General features: G+C 70.2%; 26 protein-coding genes. 19 read left to right on the top strand and 7 right to left on the bottom strand.

The features are described from left to right. The first annotated feature begins 43 nt into the window (after window positions 1–43). The 10 genes from AC07NG_RS07885 to AC07NG_RS07840 all read left to right on the top strand — a co-directional run bounded on the left by AC07NG_RS07885 (window position 44) and on the right by AC07NG_RS07840 (window position 12,665). A complete protein-coding gene (locus tag AC07NG_RS07885; RefSeq protein WP_494593131.1) occupies window positions 44–2,068 on the top strand; it encodes a toll/interleukin-1 receptor domain-containing protein in 2,025 nt (674 codons plus the stop codon). A 26-nt stretch (window positions 2,069–2,094) separates the two neighbouring features. After that, window positions 2,095–2,514 (top strand): hypothetical protein, encoded by a 420-nt coding sequence (locus AC07NG_RS07880; protein ID WP_487291161.1) that lies wholly within the window; start codon window positions 2,095–2,097, stop codon window positions 2,512–2,514. A 130-nt stretch (window positions 2,515–2,644) separates the two neighbouring features. Further along, window positions 2,645–4,264: an adenylate/guanylate cyclase domain-containing protein gene (locus AC07NG_RS07875; protein ID WP_494593129.1), complete on the top strand. Its 1,620-nt coding sequence runs from the start codon at window positions 2,645–2,647 to the stop codon at window positions 4,262–4,264. A gap of 305 nt (window positions 4,265–4,569) precedes the next feature. Next, window positions 4,570–5,847 (top strand): RICIN domain-containing protein, encoded by a 1,278-nt coding sequence (locus AC07NG_RS07870; RefSeq protein WP_494593127.1) that lies wholly within the window; start codon window positions 4,570–4,572, stop codon window positions 5,845–5,847. Between the two features lie 35 nt (window positions 5,848–5,882). Continuing rightward, window positions 5,883–6,023: a hypothetical protein gene (locus AC07NG_RS07865; RefSeq protein ID WP_492854644.1), complete on the top strand. Its 141-nt coding sequence runs from the start codon at window positions 5,883–5,885 to the stop codon at window positions 6,021–6,023. A 153-nt stretch (window positions 6,024–6,176) separates the two neighbouring features. Beyond that, the gene (locus AC07NG_RS07860; protein ID WP_494593125.1) at window positions 6,177–8,687 is read left to right on the top strand and encodes a zinc-dependent metalloprotease; all 2,511 of its coding nucleotides are present in this window, start codon (window positions 6,177–6,179) and stop codon (window positions 8,685–8,687) included. A gap of 50 nt (window positions 8,688–8,737) precedes the next feature. Then, complete coding sequence (locus AC07NG_RS07855) at window positions 8,738–10,519, top strand: CIA30 family protein (RefSeq protein WP_494593123.1); 1,782 nt, start codon at window positions 8,738–8,740, stop codon at window positions 10,517–10,519. A gap of 229 nt (window positions 10,520–10,748) precedes the next feature. Next, window positions 10,749–11,627 (top strand): pentapeptide repeat-containing protein, encoded by an 879-nt coding sequence (locus AC07NG_RS07850; protein WP_494593122.1) that lies wholly within the window; start codon window positions 10,749–10,751, stop codon window positions 11,625–11,627. Window positions 11,628–11,809: 182 nt separating this feature from the next. Then, complete coding sequence (locus AC07NG_RS07845; protein WP_487291149.1) at window positions 11,810–12,289, top strand: MarR family winged helix-turn-helix transcriptional regulator; 480 nt, start codon at window positions 11,810–11,812, stop codon at window positions 12,287–12,289. Window positions 12,290–12,389: 100 nt separating this feature from the next. Next, window positions 12,390–12,665 carry a hypothetical protein gene (locus AC07NG_RS07840; protein ID WP_492854640.1) on the top strand — a complete coding sequence of 92 codons (276 nt, stop codon included), beginning with the start codon at window positions 12,390–12,392 and terminating at the stop codon, window positions 12,663–12,665. A gap of 30 nt (window positions 12,666–12,695) precedes the next feature. On the opposite strand, the gene arfB is transcribed toward AC07NG_RS07840, so the two are convergent. The 7 genes from arfB to AC07NG_RS07805 form a co-directional block, all read right to left on the bottom strand. Further along, complete coding sequence (gene arfB, locus AC07NG_RS07835) at window positions 12,696–13,118, bottom strand: alternative ribosome rescue aminoacyl-tRNA hydrolase ArfB (RefSeq protein ID WP_494593119.1); 423 nt, start codon at window positions 13,116–13,118, stop codon at window positions 12,696–12,698. Next, complete coding sequence (locus AC07NG_RS07830) at window positions 13,115–13,573, bottom strand: YaiI/YqxD family protein (RefSeq protein ID WP_492854638.1); 459 nt, start codon at window positions 13,571–13,573, stop codon at window positions 13,115–13,117. Before AC07NG_RS07830 ends, arfB begins: the two co-directional genes overlap by 4 nt. Window positions 13,574–13,661: 88 nt before the next feature. Then, entirely contained in the window at window positions 13,662–14,060 is a 399-nt protein-coding gene (locus tag AC07NG_RS07825; protein ID WP_494593117.1) for an NUDIX hydrolase, read from the bottom strand. Between the two features lie 35 nt (window positions 14,061–14,095). Continuing rightward, window positions 14,096–15,187, bottom strand: a complete 1,092-nt coding sequence (locus tag AC07NG_RS07820) for a serine hydrolase domain-containing protein (protein WP_494593115.1) — start codon at window positions 15,185–15,187, stop codon at window positions 14,096–14,098. Between the two features lie 32 nt (window positions 15,188–15,219). Continuing rightward, window positions 15,220–16,077, bottom strand: a complete 858-nt coding sequence (locus tag AC07NG_RS07815; protein WP_494593114.1) for a helix-turn-helix domain-containing protein — start codon at window positions 16,075–16,077, stop codon at window positions 15,220–15,222. Between the two features lies 1 nt (window position 16,078). Next, window positions 16,079–17,080, bottom strand: a complete 1,002-nt coding sequence (hemB, locus tag AC07NG_RS07810; protein WP_494593112.1) for a porphobilinogen synthase — start codon at window positions 17,078–17,080, stop codon at window positions 16,079–16,081. A gap of 76 nt (window positions 17,081–17,156) precedes the next feature. Continuing rightward, a complete protein-coding gene (locus tag AC07NG_RS07805) occupies window positions 17,157–17,597 on the bottom strand; it encodes a DUF2147 domain-containing protein (RefSeq protein WP_487291138.1) in 441 nt (146 codons plus the stop codon). Window positions 17,598–17,803: 206 nt separating this feature from the next. On the opposite strand from AC07NG_RS07805, the gene AC07NG_RS07800 reads away from it, so the two are divergent. From AC07NG_RS07800 to AC07NG_RS07760, 9 genes are all read left to right on the top strand, one after another. Next, window positions 17,804–18,943: an isobutyryl-CoA dehydrogenase gene (locus tag AC07NG_RS07800; RefSeq protein ID WP_494593111.1), complete on the top strand. Its 1,140-nt coding sequence runs from the start codon at window positions 17,804–17,806 to the stop codon at window positions 18,941–18,943. Between the two features lie 82 nt (window positions 18,944–19,025). Next, entirely contained in the window at window positions 19,026–19,391 is a 366-nt protein-coding gene (locus AC07NG_RS07795) for a DUF6968 family protein (RefSeq protein ID WP_494593109.1), read from the top strand. Beyond that, a complete protein-coding gene (locus AC07NG_RS07790; protein WP_494593107.1) occupies window positions 19,388–19,993 on the top strand; it encodes a histidine phosphatase family protein in 606 nt (201 codons plus the stop codon). Before AC07NG_RS07795 ends, AC07NG_RS07790 begins: the two co-directional genes overlap by 4 nt. An 8-nt stretch (window positions 19,994–20,001) precedes the next feature. Beyond that, window positions 20,002–21,075, top strand: a complete 1,074-nt coding sequence (locus tag AC07NG_RS07785) for an enoyl-CoA hydratase/isomerase family protein (RefSeq protein WP_494593105.1) — start codon at window positions 20,002–20,004, stop codon at window positions 21,073–21,075. Window positions 21,076–21,172: 97 nt separating this feature from the next. Beyond that, window positions 21,173–21,979, top strand: a complete 807-nt coding sequence (locus AC07NG_RS07780; protein WP_494593103.1) for a class I SAM-dependent methyltransferase — start codon at window positions 21,173–21,175, stop codon at window positions 21,977–21,979. Window positions 21,980–21,996: 17 nt separating this feature from the next. After that, the gene (mmsB, locus tag AC07NG_RS07775; RefSeq protein ID WP_494593496.1) at window positions 21,997–22,950 is read left to right on the top strand and encodes a 3-hydroxyisobutyrate dehydrogenase; all 954 of its coding nucleotides are present in this window, start codon (window positions 21,997–21,999) and stop codon (window positions 22,948–22,950) included. Between the two features lie 168 nt (window positions 22,951–23,118). Continuing rightward, a complete protein-coding gene (gene hemA, locus AC07NG_RS07770) occupies window positions 23,119–24,345 on the top strand; it encodes a 5-aminolevulinate synthase (protein ID WP_492854627.1) in 1,227 nt (408 codons plus the stop codon). A gap of 9 nt (window positions 24,346–24,354) precedes the next feature. Next, entirely contained in the window at window positions 24,355–24,999 is a 645-nt protein-coding gene (locus tag AC07NG_RS07765) for a hypothetical protein (protein WP_494593101.1), read from the top strand. A 94-nt stretch (window positions 25,000–25,093) separates the two neighbouring features. After that, a complete protein-coding gene (locus tag AC07NG_RS07760) occupies window positions 25,094–25,888 on the top strand; it encodes an SDR family NAD(P)-dependent oxidoreductase (RefSeq protein ID WP_494593099.1) in 795 nt (264 codons plus the stop codon). The last annotated feature ends 2 nt before the right edge of the window (window positions 25,889–25,890 follow it).

Below are 25,890 nucleotides of genomic sequence, written 5' to 3'. Positions count from 1 at the left end.
AATCGCCGCTCCAGAGTTCGCGTGCGGGGAGAGTCGAGGGGCAATGGGGGACTTAAACTACAAGGCCTTCATCAGCTACAGCCATGGCGACGGCAAGCTCGTCGACTGGCTGCACAAGGGCTTGGAGGCCTATCGTCCTCCCAAGGGCGTAGGGGCCGCCGCCGGCCGTCCGCTGCGTCCGATCTTCCGTGATCGCGCCGAACTGTCCGCCGCCGCCGATCTGGGCGAGGCGATTCGCACCGCCCTGGACCATTCCGAGTTCCTGATCGTCGTCTGTTCCGAGGCCGCCCGCCGCTCCAAATGGGTCGGCGAGGAGATCCGCTGCTTCCTCTCGACCCACGGACCGCAGCAGGTGATCTGCCTGCTGGTCGACGCGCCGGAAGGCGGGGGAGAGGTCATCGACTGCCTGCCGCAGGCCCTGCGCGAGGCGCTGCCGCCGGGGGGCGAGCCTCTGGCGGCCGACATCCGCCCAGGCGGCGACGGACGCCGGCTGGCCTTCATGAAGATCGCCGCGACCCTTCTGGGGACGCGGCTGGACAGCCTGATCCAACGCGACGCGCGCCGTCGCACGCGCTGGATGACGGCGATCACCACCGGCGCGCTCGGCGTGGCGGTGGTGACCGGCGCCCTGGCCCTGATCGCCGTCGACGCCCGCCGCGAGGCCGACGCCCAGCGGGCCGAGGCCGAAGACCTGGTGGCCTATATGCTGGGCGACCTACGCAAGAAGCTTGAGCCAGTCGGCCGGCTGGACGTGCTGGACGGCGTCGGCGCCCGGGCTCTCGCCCACTACGCCCATGTGCGCACCGGCGACCTGGACGATACGGAACTGGCCCAACAGGCCAAGGCCCAGACCCTGCTGGGCGAAATCCGCGACAAGCGGGGCGACCTGAAGGGCGCGCGCCAGGCCTTCTCGCAGGCCGCTCAAACCTCGGGGGCCCTGTCGAACCGCGAGCCCGAGGACGGCAAGCGGCTCTACGACCATGCCCAGAACGTCTTCTGGCTGGCCTATGTGGACTGGCGCCTGGCGCGGGCGACCGACGCCGAGGCCGGGTTCCGCCGCTACGGCGAGCTGGCCGAGCGGCTGACGCGCCTGGATCCGTCCAACGCCGAGTGGCGGCTGGAGGTCGCCTACGCCCGCAGCAACCTGGGCACCCTGCTGTACGAGCAGGGGCGGCTCAAGGACGCTCTGGCGATGTTCATCGACGCTCGCGACCGGTTCGCCGCCGCCAACCGCGCCGCGCCGGATGAACGGACCCACGTGCTCGACCTGGCCGACACCCATGGCTGGGTCTCCGACTGCCTGCAGCGGCTGGGACGCGTGCGGGACTCCTATGCCGCGCGGGCGGCCGCCCAAGCCCATCTCAAGGCGCTGGCCGCCAAGGAGCCCGACAACCGGCCGTTGGCCGCCAAGGTCTATGCCGGTCAGTTGGCCCTGGCCCGTCGGGCTTTGGAGCTGGGCCGGACCGAGGAGGCCGGCCGTCTGGTCGAAGAGGCCGGCCGCGGCTTCGCCGAACTGGTGGCGCTGGATCCGCAGAACGCCACGTGGCTGGAATACACCGCGACGGCCGACATGGACGCGTTCGACCTGGCGATGGCCAGAGGCGACCTCGTTGCAGCGCGATCGATACACGCGCGGGCGGGCGTGCGGCTGGCCAAGCTGAGAGCGCTCAATCCCGAGGTCTATGCCTGGACCGCCAAGCTCAGCGGTCGCCTGCGAGTCGAGGCCATCAGGCTGGCCGAGATCGACGGCCGGCCCGACCTGGCCAAGGCCGCGGCGGACGAGATCGAACGCTCGCTGGCGGCCAGGCCGGGCGTTAAGGGCGACGCCGACCGCGAAGCCATGCTGCTCGGCGTGGCCCGCCTGACGCAGGGCAGGGCGGCCGACGTGGAGCGCCTGTTGTGGCCGCAGCGGGAATCGCTTTCGCCGGAGGGGCGCGACATCCTCGCGCGGGCGTTGTTCCGCCTGGGCCGCGCCGATGAGGCGGCGGCCATCGTTCGCGAACTCCGCGCACAAGGTTATGCGAAGCCTGAGTTTGTTGCGTTTTGGCGCGATTCACCTCTAGGTTAAACTCGCCTCAAGGGGGAATTTTTCTTATGCAAGGCAGCACTGTCACCGGGCCCGAGCCCGATAAGATCGTCGAAGTCATCGTCGGTCTCAATCCCGACAACCTGAGCTTCATGGATGTCGGACCCAACCCGCCCGAACTCCTGGACCTGGACCTTTCGGAGCGCTGCCTCCTGAAGTTCCGCCTCAGCGACGACCTTCTGGAAAAGGGCTGGCGCTTCCAGCCGACGCCGATCTCGTTCGAGAACGACTGGGGTCAGAACTTCTCCAGCTACACCTGGACCAAGTACAATCCCGATCCGAACGCCGAGGGCATTCCCTACGCTGCGTTCAAGGTGGTGTTCGAATGCAAGCGCCAGGGCATCTTCGTCTACAGCCTGTTCATGCTCGACGCGCTGGGCCAGGCCATCGACCTGGATCCGCTGATCGAAAACGGCACCGGCACCTGATCTGTCCGACCTGACGTCATTCGACGAGCTCGCCGCGCTGCTTCGGCGCGGCGAGCATCTTCAGGCCTATGACCTGGCGCGGCGGTCGCTGGACGACGGCGACCGCTCGCTTGTCCTGGCGCACGCCGCCGTGCTTTCCCTGGCCAGGGCCGGGGCGACCGACTTCGCCCGATCCGAATATGCGCGGCTGGGCCTGGCCGCCTCCGACGACGCCGAAGCGCTTTCGCTCGGCGCGCGGCTGCTCAAGGACGTGGCCCTGGGCGCCGCCGGCGCGCGCCGCAGAGCCTTCGCCCGCGCTTCCGCCAGAGGCTATTCCGCCGCCGCCGCCAATGGCGGGGGGCGCTATGGCCTCGTCAACGCCGCCACCATGAGCCTCGTCGCCGGCGACGCGCGCCTTTCCGCCCAGCTCGCCGCCCTGGCTCTTGAGCACGCCGGTGATCCGAGCGACGGCGAGGCCGGCTATTTCGACCGCGCCAGCCGGGCCGAGGCGCTGTTCCTGCTGGGCCGCCGCGAGGCCGCCGCCGACATGCTGGCCAAGGCCGTGGCCTGCGCCCCCTCCAGCGTCTCTTCCCACGCCTCGACCCTTCGGCAGCTGACCATGATCGCCGCCGAGACCGGCGGACCGACCGCCTGGCTGGAGATCCTGCGACCGCCCGCCGCCGCCCAGTTCACCGGCCACATGTTCGCCGCTGGCGATTTCGCCGAGGAGACAGTGCTGAAAGCCCGGATGACCGACGTCCTGCGCGCCCAGCGCGTCGGTTTCGGCTATGGGGGCCTGGCCGCCGGGGCCGACATCCTGTGGGCCGAGGCCCTGCTGGCCGCCGGGGCCGAACTGCACGTCGTCGCGCCCGTGTCGCTGGCCTCCTATGTCGAGACCTCGGTGCGGCCGTTCGGCGAGCGCTGGGTGGGCCGGTTCGACGCCTGCCTGGCCCGCGCCGCCTCGGTGCGCTTTGCGTCCCGCGATCCTTACGCCGGCGACGACGAGGTCTTCGCCTACGCCAGCCGGTTTGCCGCCGGCTGCGCCATCCTGCGGGCCGAGGGCCTGTCGACCCGGGCCGTGCAGGTCGCGGTCTGGGACGGGCGTCCGGCCGTCGGTCCCGCCGGGGCCGCCGCCGACGTCGCCTACTGGCGCGAGACCGGCCGGCCGCAGGCGATCCTGCCCTTCGAGCGCCCCGAGCCCGAGGCCCGCCCGCCCGCCGCCGCCGGCGCCGATGGCGAGCGGGGGGTCAAGGCCATGCTGTTCATCGACGTGCGCGGCTTCGGCGCGCTGCGCGACGATCAGGTGCCGGCCTTCTTCGAGGTGGTGATGGCCGGCATGGCCGAGGCGATCGGCCGCCTCGCCGCGCCGCCCGAGCATGTCGAGACCTGGGGCGACGGCGTCTTCCTGGTGTTCGGCCAGCCGTCCGACGCCGCCGAGGCGGCGCTGGCGCTGCTGGAGGCTCACCGCCGCCTGAACCTGCGCGCCCGGGGCCTGCCCCGGCACCTGGGCCTGCGCATCGGCGGCCACTACGGGCCGGTGCACCTGCGGGTGAACCCGATCACCGGCGCCCAGGCGGTGGTCGGCGCCCACGTGGTGGTCGCGGCCCGAATCGAGCCCGACGTCGCCCCCGGCGCGGTCTATGTCAGCGAGGCCATGGCTGGGGCTCTGGCGACCAGCCACGCCGACAGATTCCGCTGCGGTTATGTCGGCAGAACCAAGCTGCGTAAGAGCTTTCCGCCGCTGTCGATCTTCAATCTTTCGCGCCGCTGATCGCGAAGCTTCGGCCCTGTGACAAATTGCACAGCTGCCTGGCGGCGGTTGGGACATCGTGTCGCAGATCACGGACGGCCGGGCCAAAAGCCTCCAGAGCGGACGTCGCGCGATCGAAGGGACCCGGAGCCGTCCCGCCATGACGGCTCCGGGTTTTCCAGGCCATTGGCGCGCGAGACAGTCTTGGGGGGCTTCTCGCATGCGGGGCGGGGGTCGCTTGCGGCGCGCCGTGAGCGACCCATCGCCGACTCCAGTGCGGAGACGAGGGGTTTGCGACAGGTTCAGGACCAGACGCGGAGGCGGGGATGACCGGCCTGCTGCTTTTCGCGGGCGACGCCAGCGGACGGTCGGGCGCTGTCGGTTCCCTGTTCGACCTGGGTCTCGCCGACTGGCGTGACGTCGCCGCCCTCGGGCGGGTCGCCGCCGACACCCGCGCGGCCCTGAAGGCCTCGCGCCAACGCCGTGACATCGTGGGTTTCCTCGGAGAAGTGGTCGGTCCGGCCCTGGAGCCGCGACGCGGCGCCGAGCGCATCGAGCCCGGCGACCTGTCGGCCGAGGGCCAGCGGCTGTTCGACGCCTGGACCGAACTCGACGCCATGCTCGAAGGGCAGGGGCTCGATCTACAGCTCGGCATGGCCGCCTTCGCCCGCGACCTCGTTTCCTACGGCCGGGACGTCGCGCCGCTGTCCTATCGCAAGCTGCTGGGCCCGGAGCGCGAGGCCGCGCTGGAGGCGCTGCGCCTGCAGGTGCGGATGCGCGCCGATCGCGCTACCGCGCTCGCCGCCCGCATGCGCGACTTCGCCACCCGCGCCGGGGCCTTCGCCGCCCTGTTCGCCGCCTTCGAGCGCGATCCGGCCGTGCGCATCTCGCTGCGCGAGGCCCCCGAACTCTGCCTGGCCTATGACGACGACGGCCAGGCCCATCTGGAGCCGGTGAAGGGCGGCGCGGCCCGCCAGTTCTGGCGCCTGCGCCATGACCCGGCCTCCGACTCCCATCGCCTGCAGTCGGCGGCCGAGCCGGCGCTGCACCTGCAGATCTCGCCCGACGAGAAGCTGTGGACCCTGGCCAACGCCTCGACGCCGTTCGGCTTCCCGCTGGTCAGCGAGGGGCCGCGTCCGCGCGTCGGGCCGCTGGACGGCCTGCCGCAGCGCGCCGACCTCTTCCTGATCCCGCCGCGCCAGGGCGCCTGCATCGAGAACGTCGCCTTTCCCGGCCACGCGCTGGATGTCGGCGGCGAGGGCGGGGTGCAGGCCGGGGCCGAGCTGCGGCTTTGGGAGAAAACGGGTCTGCCGTCGCAGCAGTGGGCCTTCACGCCCACGCCGCGCTCGCGCCGCGAGACCGGGCTCTACGACCTGATCGCCTCGGCGGCGGAGCTGGCCCGCACGGTCGCCGGCGTCCGCGGCCTGCGCGGCGACTGGAACGCCGTGCTCGACGACCTGGAAGCCGGCCTCGACGCGCCCGGAACCAGCGAAGCCGACATCGACGGCGTGCTGGCGGCCTGGCGGCGCATGGCCGATCAGGCCGAAGCGGCGCTGGGCGAGTTCGAGGCCGAGACCTGCGCCTTCGACGCGGCCTGCCCATGAGGTCGATAGCGCCTCCCGGACCCGAGCGGTCGCTGGTGACCTTGGCCGAAGCGCCAGGAGCGGAGCGCCCCGACCGCGCCGAAGCCGTCTTCGCGCCCCGTCGCGCCCCGTCGCTGGATCGTTGCCGCCAGGCCAGCGAACTGGTCGCTCGCGCCCTGGCCCGGGAAATCCACTAGCCTCCGCTCAAAAAGTGGCTTGCCTGCATGTCGGCCGGGCGAAACCGTCCGGCTCGGGGCGTCCAGGAGGGCGGCGTCGCGATTCCGCGGGCCGCGACGCGACGGCGTGCTAACCGGCAAGCGTCGTCCGGCTGGGCGGGAACGGAGCAGGGCATGAGAAAATCGGGTTTCGGCGGCGCCTCGTGGCGCGTCCTGGCTTTGGCGGGCGCGATGGCCGGCCTGTCCCTTTCGCCCGCGCTGGCGCTTGCCCCTGTCGCCCCCGTCTCCGACGTCGCGCGTCCCGCCGCCGCGTCGGGCCTGCTGCCGGTGAAGACCGACGCGGCCAAGGGCGTCGTGTTGGTCACCCTGCCGGCGCCGGACGCGGACGGCGTTTCCGGCCGCTTCCTCTATCAGCCCAGCCTCAGCGGCGGCCTCGGCGCGACGCCGGTGGGGCTGGACCGCGCGGCGACCGGCGACACCCAGGTGCTGGTGTTCCGCCGCGTGGGCAAGCGGGTGCTGGCCGAGTTCGAGAACTTCGGATTCCGCGCCGTTGACGGCAGCGCCGAGGAGCGACGGACGGTCCGCGACAGCTTCCCGGGCTCGGTGGTGTGGTCGGGCGAGGTGGCCGAGGAAACCGCCGGCGGCGGCTTCACCCTCGACATCGCCGGCTTCCTGCTGCGCGACGCCTTCAACATCCCCGGCGCGATGAAGGACGCCAAGCAGGGCGGCTTCAAGTCCGCTCCGACCCTCAGCTATGTCGATCTGGCCCATGTCGGCGTCTTCCCCGACAATCTGGAGTTCGACACCCGCCAGACCTTCACCGCCGACGACGCGGGCGGCGAGGTCGCGGGCATCGTTCCCGACGCCCGCTCGGTGACGTTCGGCGTCCATCACAGCTTCATCCGCCTGCCGGCCCCGGGCTTTACGCCGCGGGTCTTCGATCCGCGCACCGGCACCTCGGCCCAGGTGCTGTTCGCCGACTACGCCGCCCCGCTCGACAAGCCGACCGTGCAGCGGCTGGTGCGGCGTTTCCGGCTGGAGAAGACCGATCCGACGGCCGTCCGATCGCCGGTCAAGAAGCCGATCGTGTTCTACATCGACCGCGGCGCGCCCGAACCGGTGCGCAGCGCCCTGGTCGAGGGCGGGCGCTGGTGGAACCAGGCCTTCGAGGCGGCCGGCTATGTCGACGCCTTCCGCGTCGAGCCGCTGCCCGAAGGCGTCGACCCGATGGACGCCCGCTACAACGTGGTCAACTGGATCCACCGCCAGACGCGCGGCTGGTCGACCGGAACCACGGTGGTCGATCCGCGCACCGGCGAGATCGTGCGCGGCGTCGTCCAGCTGGGGTCGCTGCGCATCCGCCAGGACCGGATGATCTTCGAGGGCCTGCTGGGGGCCGACAAGACGGGGACGGGCGGGGCGGACGACCCGATCCAGATCGCTCTGTCGCGCATCCGCCAGCTGTCGGCCCACGAGATCGGCCACGCCATCGGCCTGTCGCACAATTTCGCCGGCAGCGTGTACGGCCGCGCCTCGGTGATGGACTACCCCGCGCCGCTGGTGAAGATCGACGGCGACCGGCTGGACCTTTCCGAGGCCTATGCGAAGGGCGTCGGCGCCTGGGACGCCTTCGCCATCGACTGGCTCTATTCGGAGGGACCGCCCGGCGGCGACGAGGCCAAGCGCCTGGACGCCCTGGCGCGCGAGGCTCAGGCCAAGGGCTATCGTTACGTCTCCGACGCCGACGCACGCGGCGCGTCTGCCGCCCAGCCCTACGGCTCGCTGTGGGACAACGGCGCCGATCCGGTCGTCGAGCTGGACAACGTGCTGGCCGTGCGCCGCATCGCCCTGTCGCGCTTTGGCCTAAGCAGCGTGCCGGCCGGCGCGCCGGCGGCGGACCTGCGCCGCGCGCTCGTGCCGATCTACCTCTTCCATCGCTACCAGGTGGACGCGGCGGTGAAGTTCGTCGGCGGCGTCGACTACGGCTATGCGGTGATCGGCGACGGCAAGGAAGCCGCGCCCGCCACCCCGGCCGCCGATCAGCGGCGGGCGCTGGCGGGGCTGGTGCGCACCCTCGACCCGGCCGTGCTCGACCTGCCCGATCCGTTGCTGTCGCTGCTGTCGCAAGGTCAGTCGGGCTCGCGCGACAAGGCCTACGACATCGAGATCTTCCCGACCTCGGGGGCGGCGGTGTTCGATCTGCCGACGGCGGCCGAGACCGCCGCCGACCACACCCTGTCGCAACTGCTCAACCCGGCGCGCCTGAACCGCCTGGTCGAGCAGAACCGGCGCGATCCGGGCCAGCTGGACGTCGCCGAGACGGTCGAGGCCCTGCTGGCGGCGGTCGCCCCCGGCGGGCCCCAGGCCGGCGGACGCACCGGCGAGCTGCGCCGCCGAGTACGGGCGCGGCTGGTCGGCGATCTCGTGACCGTGCTCGACGACAAGGCCCTGTCGCCCACGGCCGCCGCCCAGATCGACGCGGCCCTGCTGGCCTACGCCAAACGCCTGGGCGCCTGGAAAGGCGAGGGGGCCGAGGCAGCCCAGGCGGCGCGGATCTCGCGCCTGCTGACCTCGGGCGACCGCAAGGCCCTGGCCGCCCCGCGCGCCGGCGCGGTCGAAACCCTGCCGCCCGGCATGCCGATCGGCGCCGACGACTGCTGGTTTTGCGAAGCTGGTTCGTCATGAGGTGTGAGCGTCCCCTCGGGGGCGCGGACCCGAACGAGGAACGCCCGTCCATGACCTTCGCCCGCATCCTGCTCGGAGGGCTCGCCGCCGCCGCGCTCTCGACGTCCCTGGCGGCCGCCCAGACCAGGCCGCTGGCCGTCGTGAACGCCGAGATCTTCGACGCCACGGGCGCCGCGCCCTATCACGGGACGCTGGTGGTCGAGGACGGCCGCATCGTCGCCGTAGGGGCGGGGGTCAAGGCGCCCAAGGGCGCGACCGTCATCGACGCCAAGGGCGCGGCCCTGCTGCCGGGCTTCTTCGACGTCCACACCCACTGGACCCCGAACGGCGTTCCCAGCCTCGTGCCGAAGATCGCCGACGCCTATGTCGCCGCCGGGGTGACGACGGTGAACGACTTCCACCAGCAGCCGGAATCCTTCGCGCCCCGCCGCCAGTGGCTGGGGACGCTGACCGCGCCGCACGTCAACTTCGTCGCCCGCATCAGCACGCCCGGCGGCCACGGCGCCGACTGGGCCGACCAGGCCACCACCCGCTGGGTCGACACCCCCGAGAGCGCCAAGGCGGCGGTGGACGCCATCGCCCCCTACAAGCCCGACGCCATCAAGGCCTTCACCGACGGCTGGCGCTATGGCTCCGCGCCCGACAACACCAGCATGGACGCCTGGACCCTGAAGGCCCTGACCGACGAGGCCCACAAGTATGGCCTGAAGGTCCTGACCCACACCGTCACGGTCGAGCGCGGCATGGTGGCGGCCAAGAGCGGCGTCGACGTCATCGCCCACAGCCTGCAGGACGAGCCGGTCGATGCGGCCACGGTGGCGGCGATCAAGGCCTCGGGCATGGCCTACGCCCCGACCCTGGCGGTCTACGAGCCGGTCAAGCCGGGCGCCAAGCCGCCGGCCGATCCCGACAGCCCGCGCGCCCGCCAGGCCCGCGCCAAGTTCGGCTACGCGCTGTCCAACGCCAAGACCCTGTTCGACGCTGGCGTGCCGCTGGCCCTGGGCACCGACGCCGGCATGACCGGCACGCCGCACGGTTCGTCCAGCCAGCGCGAGCTGGAACTGCTGGTCCAGGCCGGCCTGACCCCGGCCCAGGCCCTGACCGTCGGCACGGCCGGCAGCGCCAAGGCCATGAACCTGATCGCCGACCGCGGCACGCTGGAGGCCGGCAAGCGCGCTGATTTCGTGCTGCTCGGCGGCAAGCCGTGGGACACGATCACCGACGTCTACAAGGTCGAGCGGGTGTTCATCGACGGCCAGGCCGCCTTCGGCCCCGGCGCGGCGCGCTCGCCCGCCAACGACCGCATGACGCCGGCGGCCGTGAAGGCGACCGCCCTGATCGACGACTTCGAGCGCGCCGACGGCCGCACCAGCCTCGACACCCTGCGCCTGGACGACTTCGACGGCGGCCGCGACCGCAGCCTCGAGGTCTCGCAGGTCATCGACCGCGAAGGCGGCGGCAAGGTGCTGAGCGTCGGCGCCCGCATGGCGACCAAGGACGACGCCTCGGCCGGCGTGCTGCTGCCGCTCACCCGCGGTTCGGTGACGCCGGTGGACGCCAGCGCCTTCAAGGGCCTGTCGCTGTCGCTGCGCGGCGACGGCGGAACCTATGTGGTGGGCTTCAACACCGCCGGCGGCCGCTGGCAGGCCAAGGTCAAGGCCGGTCCGCAATGGACCAAGGTGACGCTGCCGTTCTCGGCCTTCACGCCGGCTTCGAGCAAGGCCGAGAAGAAGGCCTGGACCGGAACCGACCTCTTCGAGGTGGGCGTCGAGGGCGAACGTCCGGCCGGCGCCAAGCTGTGGTTCGAACTGGACGACGTGACCTTCTACTGAGGTCCGTTTGCCGGGTCCGTCTTCCAGGTCCGCCCGAGGTCCGTCAGGCGGATTTCGGGGGCGTGGCGGTTTGACGCGGCGAGCGCTTGTCTCCCCAATGGAACAAGCGTTCGGCGGGCGACGGGGATGACGAATCCCCGTCATTACCGCGATTTAAGTGGTCTTGCGGCGGTCCGCGGCTCAAACCGTAACCAGCAAGGTCGCTTATTGGACCGCACGGAGACCGCCGATGGCCCGAATGGGCAACATGCTCGCCGCCGCCCTGGTCATGGGTCTGACGACCCTGGCCGGACGGGCTCAGGCCAAGGCCTCGATCGAGGACAAGGACGTGGCGCGCCTGGTGTCGCTCGGTGGCATGTGCGTGAGCTGCGATCTGGCCGGCCGCAAGATGACCGGCGCCAAGTTCACCGGCGCCAACTTCGCCAAGGCCAACCTGATCGGCGCGGATCTGCGCGGCGCGGTGTTCTTCGGCTCCAACTTCCAGTCCGCCGACCTGTCGCGCGCCGACCTGCGCGGGGCCGAGATGCGCGGCGCCAATTTCCAGAACGCCAACTTCTCCGGGGCCCGCCTGTCGGGCGTGGAATCTAGCGCCGCCAACTTCCAGAACGCCAACCTGGCCCGCGCCGACCTAACCTCGGCCGAGCTGCACGGCGCCAATCTGGAGGCCGCCAGCCTGATCGACGCGCGCCTGGCCAATTCCGAGATGCACGGCAGCAACCTGACCTCGGTCAACGCCCGCGGCGCCGACTTCTCCAACGCCGAGATCAACGGCTCCAACCTCACCGGCGGCCGGTTCGACCGCGCCCAGTTCCGCAACGCCTCGCTGACGGCCTCCAACCTGCGGGGCGGCAGCTTCACGGGCGCGGACTTCAAGGGCGCGGACTTCTCGGGCGTGCGCCTGTTCGGCGTCGATCTCAGCGGGGCCAAGGGCCTGACGCAGGACCAGCTCGACGAGGCCTGCGGCGACACCGCCACGCGCCTGCCGCCGGGGCTGTCGATCAAGGCCTGCGGCCGCAGCAGCCGTTCGCGGATCTCGATCATCCAGGGCATGCCTGCTCCGCCGGCCCCGCCCGCGCCTCCGGCCCCGCCCGTTTCGCCCAGGCGCTGACCGCCAGGCGGTTCCGCTAACATCATCCGGAACGCGGTTCTCACGGCCGCGTTTGCTAAGATGGTGAACGCTGCGTTGGCTAGGGACCTCGCGGCGATTGCGCAACAGCAGAGGTTGTGAGATCAAGACGCACGGCGCGGGGGGACACCATGCCACAGCATGACCTGAGGGAGGGGCAATCCATGCCCCTGCCCAGCTATTTGAGCTATTTGATGTATCAGACCGAGCAGCATCGGCGCGCCTTGGCGGCCGACCATGTTGCGAGTCACGGTCTGTCGTTTCCGAAATGGGTGGCGATGCTGTCGCTGGCCCGGTTCGGCGAGTGTTCGATGACGCGGCTGGCCAAGCTTTCGGCGGCGGACCGCACCACGCTAACCCGGTCGATCGACGGCCTGATCCGCGACGGCTTGGTCGAACGCGGCGGCGCCCCGAACGACCGCCGCAAGGTGGTGGTGCGCCTGACCGAGACGGGGGCGGCGCTGTTGGAGCAGATCCGCAGCGAGCTCGCGCCCCTGCACCAGGAAGCCTGTTCGGAACTGAGCGCCGACGAGCAGTCGGCCCTGGCCTTCTATCTGAAGAAGATGCTGGGCGGCCTGATCCCGGAACCCGACTGGAAAGACGAGATCCTCTCGTTCGGCCCGCCGATTCCGACGATGGCCTGATCTCTGCCGATCACGCCTGGAGCGCAATCTCCGATTAAGTGATTGCGCTCCATGGTGGAGCTCTCCGGCCGCTAGAGGCCGCTAAGGGGAGGTCCATCACATGAACGTCGAACAGGTCGCCGAGCACATTCAGGATTACGCGCAAGGCCCCACGGGCATCGCCGTGCAGTCCGGCGGCGTGACCTATCAGATGATGGGTTGGGATGCGATGATCCAGCACGGGGGGCAGGGGTCGGCCGATATCGTGCTGGCCAATCTTTTCGGAACCATCGTCGATGGCCAACTCACCCTGTTGACCCAGGGCGAGGCGGTGTTCGTTGTCGAACAGCAGGTCAACGGTGCTCGCCTGGCCGTGGGCGTTGTCGATCCCAACTAGACGGGCCCAACTAGACGGGGTGTCGCGCGGTCAGTCGTCGTGACGCACCTTGCCGCGCATCGACTTCACGCCTGACCGCTTCGTCTTGGTCTCCAGGCGCTTGAGCTTGCTGGAATAGGTCGGCTTGGTCGGCCGTCTCGGCTTCGGCTTTTCCGTAGCGCGGCGGATCAGGTCGACCAGGCGCTCGCGGGCGTCCTGGCGGTTCAGTTCCTGCGAGCGGTGGCCCTGGGCGAACAGCACCAGCACGCCCTCCTGGGTCATGCGGCTGCCGCCCAGCGCCGTCAGCCGGGCCTTGATCTCGTCGGTCAGGGTCGGGGAGTTGGCGACGTCGAAGCGCAGCTCGATCGCCGTCGAGGTCTTGTTGACGTGCTGGCCGCCGGGGCCCGAGGCGCGGGCGGCCTTTTCGACCAGTTCGTCCTCGTCGATGCGCAGCCAGGAGGTGATCTCGATCATCGCGGGACCACGCGGCGGGCCTTCACGACCGCTTGGTCGAGGGCCTGGAGGAACTTGCTGCGGTCCTGCGGGCCGAAGGCCTTGGGGCCGCTGGTGACCTCGCCCATCGAGCGCAGGTGCTCGCCGATCGAGCGGGAGGCCAGGGCCGAGCCGATCATGTCGCTCGTGAACACCCGGCCGTTGGGCGCGATGGCCGCGCCGCCGGCCTTCAGCACGCGGTCGGCCAGGGGGATGTCGTTGGTCACCACCACGTCGCCTGGTCCCGCGCGCTCGGCGATCCAGTCGTCGGCGACGTCGGGGCCAGCGTCGACCACGATCTGCTCGATGGCGGGGGTGGCGGGAACGCGGATCCAGCTGTTGGAGACGACATAGGTCTTCAGGCCGTTGCGGGCCGCGACCTTGTAGGTCTCGTCCTTCACGGGGCAGGCGTCGGCGTCGATGTAGATCGTCGTCATGGCCGCCCTATAGCACAGGCAAAGCGCGCCAGGGCTAGGTGTGAGCGGCTAGCCCGCCGGCCGCGCGGCAACTGTTTGAACTCGGCTGTCAGGCCAGGGCCAGCAGGGCCGGAATCACTTCGTCCTTCAGCAGCGGCGCCAGGGGCAGGCCGGCGGGCGGGGCGGCGGGGTCGATCCAGGCCAGCTCCTCGATCTCGGCCTGGGCGGCGATGTCGCCCTCGACCACGGCCAGATAGGTCGCCGACTGCACCGTGAAGCCGGCTTCGTTGGCGGCCGGGGCCGAGAAGCGACCCAGCAGGCTGGCCGAGACCAGCCGGCAGCCCAGTTCCTCGTCGAGTTCCCGGGCCAGGGCCGTCAGGTCGTCCTCGCCGGGGTCGCGCTTGCCGCCCGGCTTCATGAAGATCGCCGTGCCGCGCTTGCGCACCAGCAGCATGGCGCCGGCGTCGTCGCGGATCACGGCGGTGACGATGTCGAGGACCTTGGTCATGGCCCCCAGCATAGCCGCTTCGGAGATTCGGCGCGTCAGGGTTGAGCGGCCGCCAGCACGTGCTCGGCCAGCAGCTTTTCGCTGATCGCATGCGGCTGACGGACGTCGAAATTGACCGTGGTGACCACCGCGACCAGGTCGAGATCGGGCACGATGGCGACCTTGTTGCCGCCCGAGCCGTTCATCACCCAGGCCTTGTGGCCCGCAAAGGTCTGCAGCCAGATCAGGTAGCCGTAGTCGGTGTCCGGCCGGGCGTTGGCGTGCGGCGCGGTGGCGGCGGCGACGAATGAGGCCGGCAGCACCTGCTTGCCGTCCCACTTGCCGCCATTGAGATAGAGCTGGCCCAGCTTCAGCAGGTCGCGGCTGCGCAGGCCAAGCCCGCCGCCGCCCTGGGCCAGGCCCAGGGGCGAGATCTGCCAGCGCTCGCCCTCGATCCCCAGCGGCCCGAACAGCGCTTCGCGGGCGAAGGCGGGCAGGGGCTTGCCGACCGCGCCCTGCACCACGGCCCCCAGGGTGGTCACGCCGGCCGTGCAGTAGGAGAAGGCCCGGCCGTAGGGCGAGGCCTCGGGCTTGGGCGCCCACTCCGGAAAGCCGCGCACCGGCAGGTCGAGATAGAAGCCGACCCAGTCCTCGATCAGGTACATCCGCTCCTCGTTGCCGCGCGAGAACTGGTTCTCGTCGTCACATTCGGCGATCGAGCTCATGGTCATCAGGTCCTCGACCGTGACCTTGTCCTTGCGCGGATCGGGATTGGCGGCCGGCGGGCGGCCCTTCAGGTAGGGTTTGATCGGCGCATCCACGTTCGGAATGGCGCCGCGGGCGATGGCGGCCCCGGCCAGCATGGCGGTGACGGTCTTGGTGGCCGAACGGGTGTTGCGGCGGCCGTCCGCACCTCCCTCGGGCTGGGCATCGTCGTAATAGGCCTCGAACACCAGCTTGCCGTGGCGGGCGATCAGCACGCTGGTGATCTTCTGGAACTGGCCGGCCTTGATGGCCGCCGACATGGCCTCCAGCTTTTCGGCCGACATCCCCTCGGCGGCCGGCGTGGTGCTCGCCCAGTCCGGGGCGGCGTGAGCATACGAAAGCGGGGCCAGCGCCAGGGCGGCGACGAACAGAAAGCGTTTCACGACAAAGCGACTCCGACTTGCACGCCCAAGCTTTAGGCGAGCGTCGGGGTCTCGTCTTGGACGCATGAAACATCCGACCGGCGCCCGCACAGCCGCGCGAACTCGCCGGGCGTCACGCCATAGGCCAGGCGGAACTGGCGATTGAGGTGGCTCTGGTCGCAGAACCCCGCGCTGAGGGCGATCTCGCCGATGGAGACGCGGCCCTGCATCAAAAGGTCGGCCGCCCGTTCCAGCCGTCGCGTGCGCAGCCGCTCGCCCGGCGCGGCGCCCAGCCAGCGGCGATAGCCGCGCGCCAGGTGGACGGGATGCACCCCGGCGACGCGGGCCAGGTCGGCCACGCCGATCGGCTGGTCGAAGGCGTCGGCCAGGAAGGTCTCGGCCAGGGCCAGCCAGGGCGGGGGATGGTCGCTGTCGCGCGCAGGGGCCAGGGCCTCGGCCGCCAGTTCCAGGCTCAGGGCCTCCAGCGACAGCGCCTCGGCGTCGGCCGACAGCAGCGAGCGGGTCAGGCGCAGGGCGGCGCGGCGGGCGACCGGACCGGTCAGCCGCAGGGCGTCGATCGCCGCCCGGCCGTCGGCCAGTCCCCGCCAGTTGCCCGCCCCGAAGCTGACGGCCAGGAAGTAACCGCCCTTGTCGACGAAGCGGTCGCGATGGACGACGCCCGGCGGATTGTAGACCAGCACCGGACCCTCGGTGGCGGGGCCCCAGGCCGTGGTCTCGTAGCGGCCGTGGGTGGCCAGCACGAAGTGGGCGTCGTCGTGGCTGTGCTCGTGCACGTGCTCGGCGCTGGTGGTGGCCGCCAGGTGCGCGAGCCGCACGCCCGGCAGCTGACGCTCGACCGTCGGCGCGCCATAGAACCGTCCCGGTGCGAAGGCGGTCCTCGGAGCGGTCATATCAGCCCAGCTTCTGCGCCGCCCAGGGGGCGAAGTAGGTGATGATGCCGGCCGCGCCGGCCCGCTTGAAGGCGGCCAGGCTTTCGAGGATGGCGCGCTCCTCGTCGATCCAGCCGTTGGCCCCGGCGGCCTTGATCATCGCGTACTCGCCCGACACCTGGAAGGCGTAGGTTGGCATGCGGAACTCGTCGACGAGGCGGCGCAGGATGTCGAGATAGGGCAGGCCCGGCTTGACCATGACCATGTCGGCGCCCTCGGCGATGTCGAGCGCGACCTCGCGGATGGCCTCTTCCGTGTTGGAGGGATCCATCTGGTAGGTCTTCTTGTCGCCCTGGCCAGCCGAGAGCTTGGCCGAGCCGATGGCGTCGCGGTACGGGCCGTAGAACGCCGAAGCGTACTTGGCGGCGTACGACATGATCAGGGTGTCGTGATGGCCGCGACCCTCCAGCGCCCCGCGCAGGCGGCCGATGCGGCCGTCCATCATGTCCGAAGGGGCCAGGATGTCGGCGCCGGCGGCGGCCTGCATCAGGCCCTGCTCGATCAGGCGCTCGATGGTGGCGTCGTTGAGGATCTTGCCGCCCTCGACCACGCCGTCGTGGCCGTGGTCGGTGAAGGGATCCAGGGCCACGTCGCACATGATCCCGACCTCGGGGGCGGCGTCCTTCATGGCCTTGACCGCGCGGGGGATCACCCCGTCCGGATCGGCGGCGATCGAGCCGGTAGCGTCCTTCCGCGACGGATCGATGTGCGGGAAGATGGCGATGGCGGGAATGCCGAGGTCGCGGGCGCGGACGGCGGCCTTGGCGGCCTCCTTGACGCTCAGTCGCTCGACGCCCGGCATCGAAGCGACCGGCACGGTTCCTTCGCCCTCATGCACCACCATCGACCAGATCAGGTCGGACGGCCTGACCTCGGTCTCGCGGACGAGACGACGGGTCCAGTCGGCCTGACGCAGGCGGCGCAGGCGCGAGGCGGGGTAGGGGGCGAGAGGAGGAACGGTCATGCGAAGGGTTTCGCGCGCGTTGTCCCGGTAGGCAAGGCCGGAAGGCCCTTAAGGGGCCTTGCGCGGCGAATGCGGACTACTCGGTCTTGGTCGTGACGCTGGCCTGCTGGACGCCGTCGACGCGGGTCCAGACCTGCGACTTGCAGAAGAGGCCGCCCAGGACGCAGCCCTTGGCGCGCATGGTGCGGGCGTCGATGAACTCGGCCGTGCCGTTCAGCGTCACCTTCAGCGTCGGAACAAAGACGCGGCCCCGCATGTTGCCGTTGCCGGTGGGCGCGAAGTCGCGCAGCACCTGCTGGCCGACCAGGGTGTCGTAGCCGCTCTTCTTGGCGTCCGCCTCGGCCTTGCGGCTGGCGTAGACAACCCAGCCGCACATGCTCTTGCCGCAGTCGGTGATGTGCAGGCGGATGTTGTCCTTGGGATTGCGCCAGACGCCCAGATTCTCGGCGTGAGCCGGCGCGGACACAAACGTGAACAGGGCCGCGACCGCGGCCAAAGCGGTAATGAACTTTTGCATGGAACCGAGACGACGCCTCCGACAGCGACGATCTGATACCGAGAGGGTTCCGGATCAAGGGAGGTGCGACGTTTCGCACCCGATTTCGCTGCGGCGCCGCATTCATATTCGCCAACTGAGATATGATTGACACACTCCGCCGGGCGGGGCACGTCAGCGGCCAAGACGATGAGGGCGGATCTGCCCCGCATGGGAGGAAACGGCGCATGGATTTCGCGCTGAACGACGATCAACGCGCCATCCAGGAGATGGCCTCCGGCTTCGCCGCGGAACGCCTTGCCCCGCATTCGGCGCAGTGGGACGAGCACAAGCACTTCCCGATCGACGTGCTGCGCGAGGCCGCCGCGCTGGGTTTCGCCGGCATCTACGTGCAGGACGACCTCGGCGGCAGCGGCCTTTCGCGCCTCGACGCCTCGATCATCTTCGAGGCCCTCAGCTACGGCGACGTGCCGACGGCGGCGTACCTCACCATCCACAACATGGCCTCGTGGATGATCGACCGCTTCGGCTCGGACGATCTGCGCCGACGTTACCTGCCGCGCCTGACCACCATGGAGCTGATCGCCAGCTACTGCCTGACCGAGCCGGGCTCGGGCTCCGACGCGGCGGGCATGCGCACCACGGCGCGCCTGGACGGCGACCACTATGTGCTGAACGGCGGCAAGGCCTTCATCTCGGGCGGCGGGGTGTCGGACATCTATGTGGTCATGGCCCGCACCGGCGGCGAAGGTCCCAAGGGCGTCTCGGCCTTCGTGGTCGAGAAGGGAACGCCGGGCCTGTCGTTCGGGGCCAACGAGCGCAAGATGGGCTGGAACGCCCAGCCCACCGCCCAGGTCAATTTCGACGACTGCCGTGTGCCTGTCGAGAACCGCATCGGCGGGGAGGGCGAGGGCTTCCGCTTCGCGATGATGGGCCTGGATGGCGGGCGTCTGAACATCGCCTCCTGCTCGCTGGGCGGCGCCCAGTTCGCCCTCGACACCGCCAAGGCCTATCTGGAGACCCGCAACCAGTTCGGCCGGCCGTTGAAGGACTTCCAGGCCCTGCAGTTCAAGCTCGCCGACATGGCCACCGAGCTGGAGGCTGCCCGCCTGATTGTGCGCCGCGCCGCCCACGCGCTCGACAACAAGGACCCGCAGGCCACCAAGCTGTGCGCCATGGCCAAGCGCTTCGCCACCGACGCCGGCTTCCAGGTCGCCAACGACGCCCTGCAACTGCACGGCGGCTACGGCTACCTGCAGGACTATCCGCTGGAGCGCATCGTCCGCGACCTGCGGGTGCACCAGATCCTCGAAGGCACCAACGAGATCATGCGGGTGATCATCGCCCGCGAGATGTTCCGGCAGTGAGGATGCGATAGGGTCCGGCGATCAACTGACCAGGAAGACCTGAAGCGCGATGTCCAATGATGAAGCGCCTGCCGATCCTCTCATGATCGACGAGGTGGACGGCCCGCCGCTGGAGGCGGGCGTCGCCTGCGAGCGGACCTACCAGATCATGGTCGACGGCGTGCCGCAGCCGCTGCTCTGCCGGTGGTTCACGCCGCAGCCTTGGGGCTCCAGTTGGCTCTGCCATGCGACCATGACGACGGCGGATGGTGAGGTTCGTAAGCTGAGGGCGGGCGGCGTCGACTCGGCGCAGGCGCTGACGCTGGCCTTGCAACTGGTCGCGGCCGAGCTTCTGGACGGCGACATCCCGACCTACTGGTTCGAAGAGGACGACGACCTGGGTTTGCCCTACATGGACCTGTTCGCCGAAGACGTCGCGGCGCGTAAAGCCAGGTTCGAAGCCAAGTGATCTATCTCTGCCGCCATGGCCAGACCGAGTTCAACCGAGAAGGCCGCTTCCAGGGGCAGACCGAGTCCGACCTGACCGCGCTCGGCCGCGCCCAGGCGCGGGCCATGGGCGACCTCTTGGCCGACCTGGTCGCGCGCGAGCCTTCTGACGCCTGGCGGATCGTCGCCAGCCCGCTGCGCAGGGCGCGCAATACCGCCGAGGCCATCGCCGAGCGCACGGGCCTTTCGCTGAGCTTCGACGATCGCCTGCTGGAGATCAGCGTCGGCGACTGGTCGGGCCGGCTGCGCGAGGACATTCGCCGCGATAACCCGGAGCTGTTCGCCAGCTATGAATGGGCCTTCCGCGCGCCCGGCGGCGAGACCTTCGAGGACGTCACCGCCCGCGTCGCCGGCTGGCTGGCCGAGCAGGCTCCGGAAGGCCAGCGCCGGCTGATCGTCGTCAGCCACGGCGTCGCCGGCCGGTTGCTGCGCGGCGCCTATGCCGGCCTGTCGCGCGCCGACACCCTGGCCCAGGAGGTGCCGCAGGACGCGGTCTATCGCCTGATGGCCGGCCAGATCGACCGCTTCGACTGCGCCCCCGTCGAAGACCCCGAATTCGCCTGAGATCCCAGATGACCGACGCTCCCCCCAAGCAGGCCCCTGAAGTCCTGATCCGCGCCAAGAAGAACGTGGGCCGGATCACGCTGAACCGGCCCCAGGCGCTGCACGCCCTGACGCTGTCGATGTGCGAGACGATGATCCAGGCTCTGCTGGACTGGCAGGCCGATCCCGAGATCGACATGGTCATGATCGACCACGCCGGCGAGCGCGGCTTCTGCGCCGGCGGCGACATCCGCATGCTCGCCGAGAGCGGGGCCGGCGACGGCGTCGAGGCGCGCAAGTTCTTCCACACCGAGTACCGGCTGAACCACCTGCTGTTCCACTACGACCGCCCCGTGGTGGCGATCATGGACGGCGTGGTCATGGGTGGCGGCGTGGGCATTTCGATGCCGGCCCACTACCGGATCGCCACCGAGCGCACGACCTTCGCCATGCCCGAGACCGGCATCGGCCTGTTCCCCGACGTCGGCGGCGGCTGGTACCTGCCGCGCCTGCCGGGCAAGGCGGGGCTGTGGCTGGCGCTCACGGGAGCGCGGATCAAGGGCGCGGACTGCATGCGCTTGGGGATCGCCACCCACTTCGTCGAGTTCGGCGCGGTCGAGGGGCTGAAGAAGGCCGTCCTGGCCGACCACCGCCGCATCGACGAGACCCTGCGCATGTACCGCGCCGACGCCGGCAAGGCGCCGCTGGTCGGCTTCGAGCAGGACCTCAACCGCCTGTTCGTCGGCGACAGCGTCGAGCAGATCTTCGAGTTCCTCGAGGCCGACTCCAGCGACTGGGGCAAGGCCCAGCTGGCGGTGCTGAAGACCAAGTCGCCTCAGACCCTGAAGGTCGCCTTCGAGCAGCTGAAGCGCGGCGAGGCCATGACCGACTTCGCCGAGCACATGGCTATGGAGTACCGGATCGGCTCGCGCGTCGTGCGCCGCCACGACTTCATCGAGGGCGTGCGGGCGGTGATCGTCGACAAGGACAACGCCCCCCGCTGGGACCCGCCGACGGTCGAGGCGGTGAATGACGCCGATATCCAGGCGATCTTCGCCCCGCTGCCGGCCGACGAGGAGTGGACGCCCCTGGCCGACGCCTGACGGCGTTCGGCGTCGGGAGATGCCCCAACGGCATTGCCGGTGGCGGTTCGCGTCGCTAGCTTGCGCGCAACTAAGAAGACCCTCCGGAAGGAAGACCATGCGTAAGCCGCTTCTCAGCCTCGTCGCCGCGCTCGCCCTGACCGCCTGCGCCACGACCCCGATGGGACCGGTCGAGCCGCCGCCGCCGCCTCCGGCCGACGCTCCGGTCGCCATTCCGGCCAACATCATCGCCGCGGTCGAGAACCCGCTGCGCCCCGAGGCCGACAGCAAGCGCGACGCCGACCGCCTGCCGGCCCAGGTGCTGGCCTTCGCCGGCGTGCGCACCGGCGCCAAGGTGGCCGACCTGATCCCGGGCGGCGGCTACTTCACCCGCATCCTGTCGCGGGCCGTCGGCCCGCGCGGCCACGTCTACGCCTATGTGCCGGACGAGCTGACCAAGCTGGCCAAGCGCGAGCCGGCGGTGAACGCCATCGCCGCCGATCCGGCCTACAAGAACGTGTCGGTGATCCTCAACACCCTGCCCAACTTCAGCGCGCCCGAGAAGCTGGACCTGGTGTTCACGGCCCAGAACTATCACGACATGCATACCCCGCTGATGGGGCCGGCCGACCTGTCGGTCGTGAACCGCAAGATCTTCCAGGCCCTGAAGCCGGGCGGCGTCTACCTGGTGCTCGACCACTCGGCCCAGCCGGGCACGGGCCTGCGCGACTCCGAGAAGCTGCACCGCATCGACCCCGAGACCGTGAAGGCCGAGGTCACCGCCGCCGGCTTCGTGTTCGAAGGCGAGAGCCGCGTGCTGCGCGACGCCGCCGACAAGCGCAACGTCTCGGTGTTCGACCCGTCGATCCGCGGCAAGACCGACCAGTTCATCTACAAGTTCCGCAAGCCGGCCGGGGCGCGTTAAGCGCCCCCGCCACCGGACTGCAACGACAAGGACCGCGCCCACGTAGGCGCGGTTCGCATTTAGGGAGCGTAGCGATGACCAGGATCGCCTTCATCGGCCTGGGCAACATGGGCGGCGGCATGGCCGCCAACCAGGCCAGGGCCGGCCACGCCGTGGCGGCGTTCGACCTGTCGGCCAAGGCGCTGGAGCGCGCGGTCGGCGCGGGCTGCGCGGCCGCCGAGTCGATCGCCGATGCGGTGAAGGACGCGGAGATCGTCATCACCATGCTGCCGGCGGGCCCCCACGTCCGTTCTGTCTACGGCGAGCAGGTGCTGGCCCATGCGCCGAAGTCGGCCCTGCTGATCGACTGCTCCACCATCGACGTCGACAGCGCCCGCGCTGTTGCCCAGAACGCGAGGGCGGCCGGTTTCCGCTTCGCCGACGCGCCGGTGTCCGGTGGGATCATGGCCGCCGAGGCAGGGAGTCTCGCCTTCATGGTCGGCTGCGACGACGCCGACTTCGCCGCCGTCGAGGCCGCGCTGAAGCCGATGGCGCGGGCGGTGATCCACGCCGGCGGCCACGGGGCCGGGCAGGCGGCCAAGATCTGCAACAACATGCTGCTGGGCGTCTCGATGCTGGGAACCTGCGAGGCCTTCGCCCTGGCCGAGAAGCTCGGTTTGGCCGCCGACCGCTTCTTCGAGATCGCCAGCCAGTCGTCGGGCCAGTGCTGGTCGGTCTCGACCTATTGCCCGGTGCCGGGCGTTGGCCCCGCCACGCCGGCCGACCGCGGCTACGAGGGCGGATTCGCCACGGCGATGATGCTCAAGGACCTCAAGCTCGCCCAGGAAGCCGCCGCCCGGGCCGGGGCCAGCACGCCCATGGGCGCCCAGGCCGAGGCGCTCTACGCCCTGTTCGACGCCAACGGCTTCGGCGGCAAGGACTTCTCGGCCGTGCTGCAACTGTTGCGCGGACGTCTTGCGGAGCTTGCCTGAACAAGGCAGGGTTGAGTCCGCCGCTCATAGAACCAATCGATGCGACACCAAGCCTAATTCCAATTTGTAGGTAGAGGCCCTTAGGTGGACACTACGTCGGCGCGGTGCGAAAAGCCGGGCTAGAAGAACAAGGACCGCCGGGCCTCGGTCCGGGGGGAAGATACGAGCATGGACTACAAAGCCGCGTTCACCGCTGCTGTCTCCCAGATCCGCAACGAAGGCCGCTACCGGGTGTTCGCCGACCTGAAGCGCCATCGCGGCGCCTTCCCGCGCGCGACCTGGACTCGCGCCGACGGCGGCGAGAGCGAAGTCGTGGTCTGGTGCTCGAACGACTATCTCGGCCAGGGCCAGAACCCCGTCGTGCTGGACGCCATGCACCAGGCGATCGACGAGCACGGCTCGGGCTCGGGCGGCACCCGCAACATCTCGGGCACCAACCACCACCACGTGGAGCTGGAAGCCGAGCTGGCCGACCTGCACGGCAAGGAAGCCGCGCTGCTGTTCACCTCGGGCTACGTCTCCAACGAAGCCACCCTCAGCGTCCTGCAGAAGATCCTGCCGGGCCTGATCATCTTCTCCGACGCCCAGAACCACGCCTCGATGATCGCCGGCATCCGCAACGGCGGCGGCCCGCGTCACATCTTCCGTCACAACGACCTGGCCCATCTTGAAGAGCTGCTGGCGGCCGCCCCGGCCGACGCGCCCAAGCTGGTGGCCTTCGAGAGCGTCTATTCGATGGACGGCGACATCGCCGACATCGGCGCCACGGCCGCCCTGGCCAAGAAGTACGGCGCCATGACCTATCTGGACGAGGTCCACGCGGTCGGCATGTACGGCCCGCGCGGCGGCGGCGTCGCCGAGCGCGACGGCGTCATGGACCAGATCGACATCATCGAAGGCACGCTGGGCAAGGCGTTCGGCGTCATGGGCGGCTACATCACCGGCGACGCCGAGGTGATCGACGCCGTGCGCCTGATGGCCTCGGGCTTCATCTTCACCACCTCGCTGCCGCCGGCCCTGACCGCCGGGGCGCTGGCCAGCGTCAAGTGGCTCAAGCAACATCCCGAAGTGCGCGACGCTCACCAGGAGCGCGCCCGCACCCTGAAGAAGATGTTCCAGGACGCCGGCCTGCCGGTCATGGAAAACGACAGCCACATCGTGCCGGTGCTGGTCGGCGATCCGGTCCACACCAAGCTGATCAGCGACATGCTGCTGGCCGATCACGGCGTCTATGTGCAGCCGATCAACTATCCGACCGTGCCGCGCGGCACCGAGCGCCTGCGCTTCACGCCCACGCCGTTCCACACCGACGACATGATGCGCAAGCTGGTCGGGGCGATGGAAAAGCTGTGGGCGCACTGCAACGTCGCCCGCATGGGCGGCCACGCGGCCTAAAACTCCGCCTTGGGTTTCGATCTCGGTTACCTGCGCGAGCTGGCCGAGGATGCGTCCGAGCATCCCGGCTGGTTAGGGCTGCCCGACTACTTCCGCTTTCGCCACCAGGGTCAGCGCCGCGAGGCGCTGGAGGCTCTCGACGTCTTCATGGCCGGCGCCGTGACCTGGCCGCTGGCGCAGCGCGTGGCCCTGGTCGTCTGGATCGGCGAGAAGCGCATGGCCTATCGCGGCCAGCCCGAGGCCGTGCTGCCGGTTCCGCTGTTTCGCCTGCTCGTCCGCCCGACCCTGGAGGAATGGGCGAGCGCCAAGTCCGCCGATCCCTGGCCGTTGGTCTGGCTGGCGCGGCTGTCGAGCGGCGGCTCGACCTGGCACGCGCCGCCGCAGCCCTTCCTGCGCGAGGCGCTGGAGCGCGATCCGCTGTTCGCGCCCGCGCGGCTCGATCTCGTCGCCGCCGTCCTGGCCGACATCGCCTTCCACCAGCACGAGCTGCCTGACGCCTATCTAGGCGACGCGCCGGCGGACCTCGCCGCCCTGGGCGAGGCGCGGGGCCTGCTGGCCGGGCTCGACGACGACGCCATCGCCGATCTGGCGCCCCGCATCGCCTGGGCGCGATCGGAAGCGCTGGCCTGGCTGGAGCGGGAAGCGGCGGTCTAGCCTCTCCGCGTGTCGGTTTCCCGCCACGAGGCGGCTGCAAGAGCGTCCGGCTTGAGGCTGGATGCGGCGTCCTGCGCTAGAAGAGAGTCGCACCGTGAAGACCATCGTGATCACCGGCAGCAGCCGCGGCATCGGCTACGGCCTGGCGGAAGCCTTCCTCGAGCGGGGCTGCCAGGTGGTGATCTCGGGCCGCAACCCGACCGTCCTCGCCGAGTCCCTGGCCAAGCTGGAAGCCACCGGCGGCGCCGTCGCCGCCCAGGCCTGCGACGTCAGCAAGGTCGCCGACCTGGAAGCGCTGTGGAACACGGCCGTCGAGCGGTTCGGCGCGGTCGACATCTGGATCAACAACGCCGGCTCGGTGTCGCCGCGCGTGCGCCTCGACCAGGTGGAAGAGGTCGACATCGACGCCATCGTCGCCACCAACCTGCTGGGCGTGATCAAGGCCACCAAGCTGGCCATGACCCGCATGCTGGTCCAGCCCGGCGGCGGGGCGATCTACAATTTCGAGGGCTTCGGCAGCGACGGCATGACCGCCTCGGGCCTGACGCTGTACGGCGCCACCAAGCGGGCGGTGTCCTATTTCACCAAGTCGATGGGCAAGGAGCTGGACGGCACCAGCGTGCGCATCGGCACGATCAGCCCGGGCATCGTCGCCACCGACCTGCTGCAGGCCGAGATGAAGGACGCCACCGACGCCGATCGCGAGCGCTCGATCAAGCTCTACAACATCCTCGGCGACCGCGTCGAAACCGTCGCCCCCTACATCGCCGACGGCGTGCTGAAGGGAGAGGCCACGGCCGCGCCGGTGCGCTGGCTGACCATGCCCAAGGCCATGGGCCGGTTCATGACCGCCTCGTTCAAGAAGCGCGACATCTTCTCCGAAGCGTGAGG

Source organism: Caulobacter sp. GW821-FHT10C03 (genome assembly GCF_059415485.1).
The sequence above is the reverse complement of the archived record's forward strand: the minus strand, read 5'-3'. Positions and strand labels throughout refer to the sequence as shown.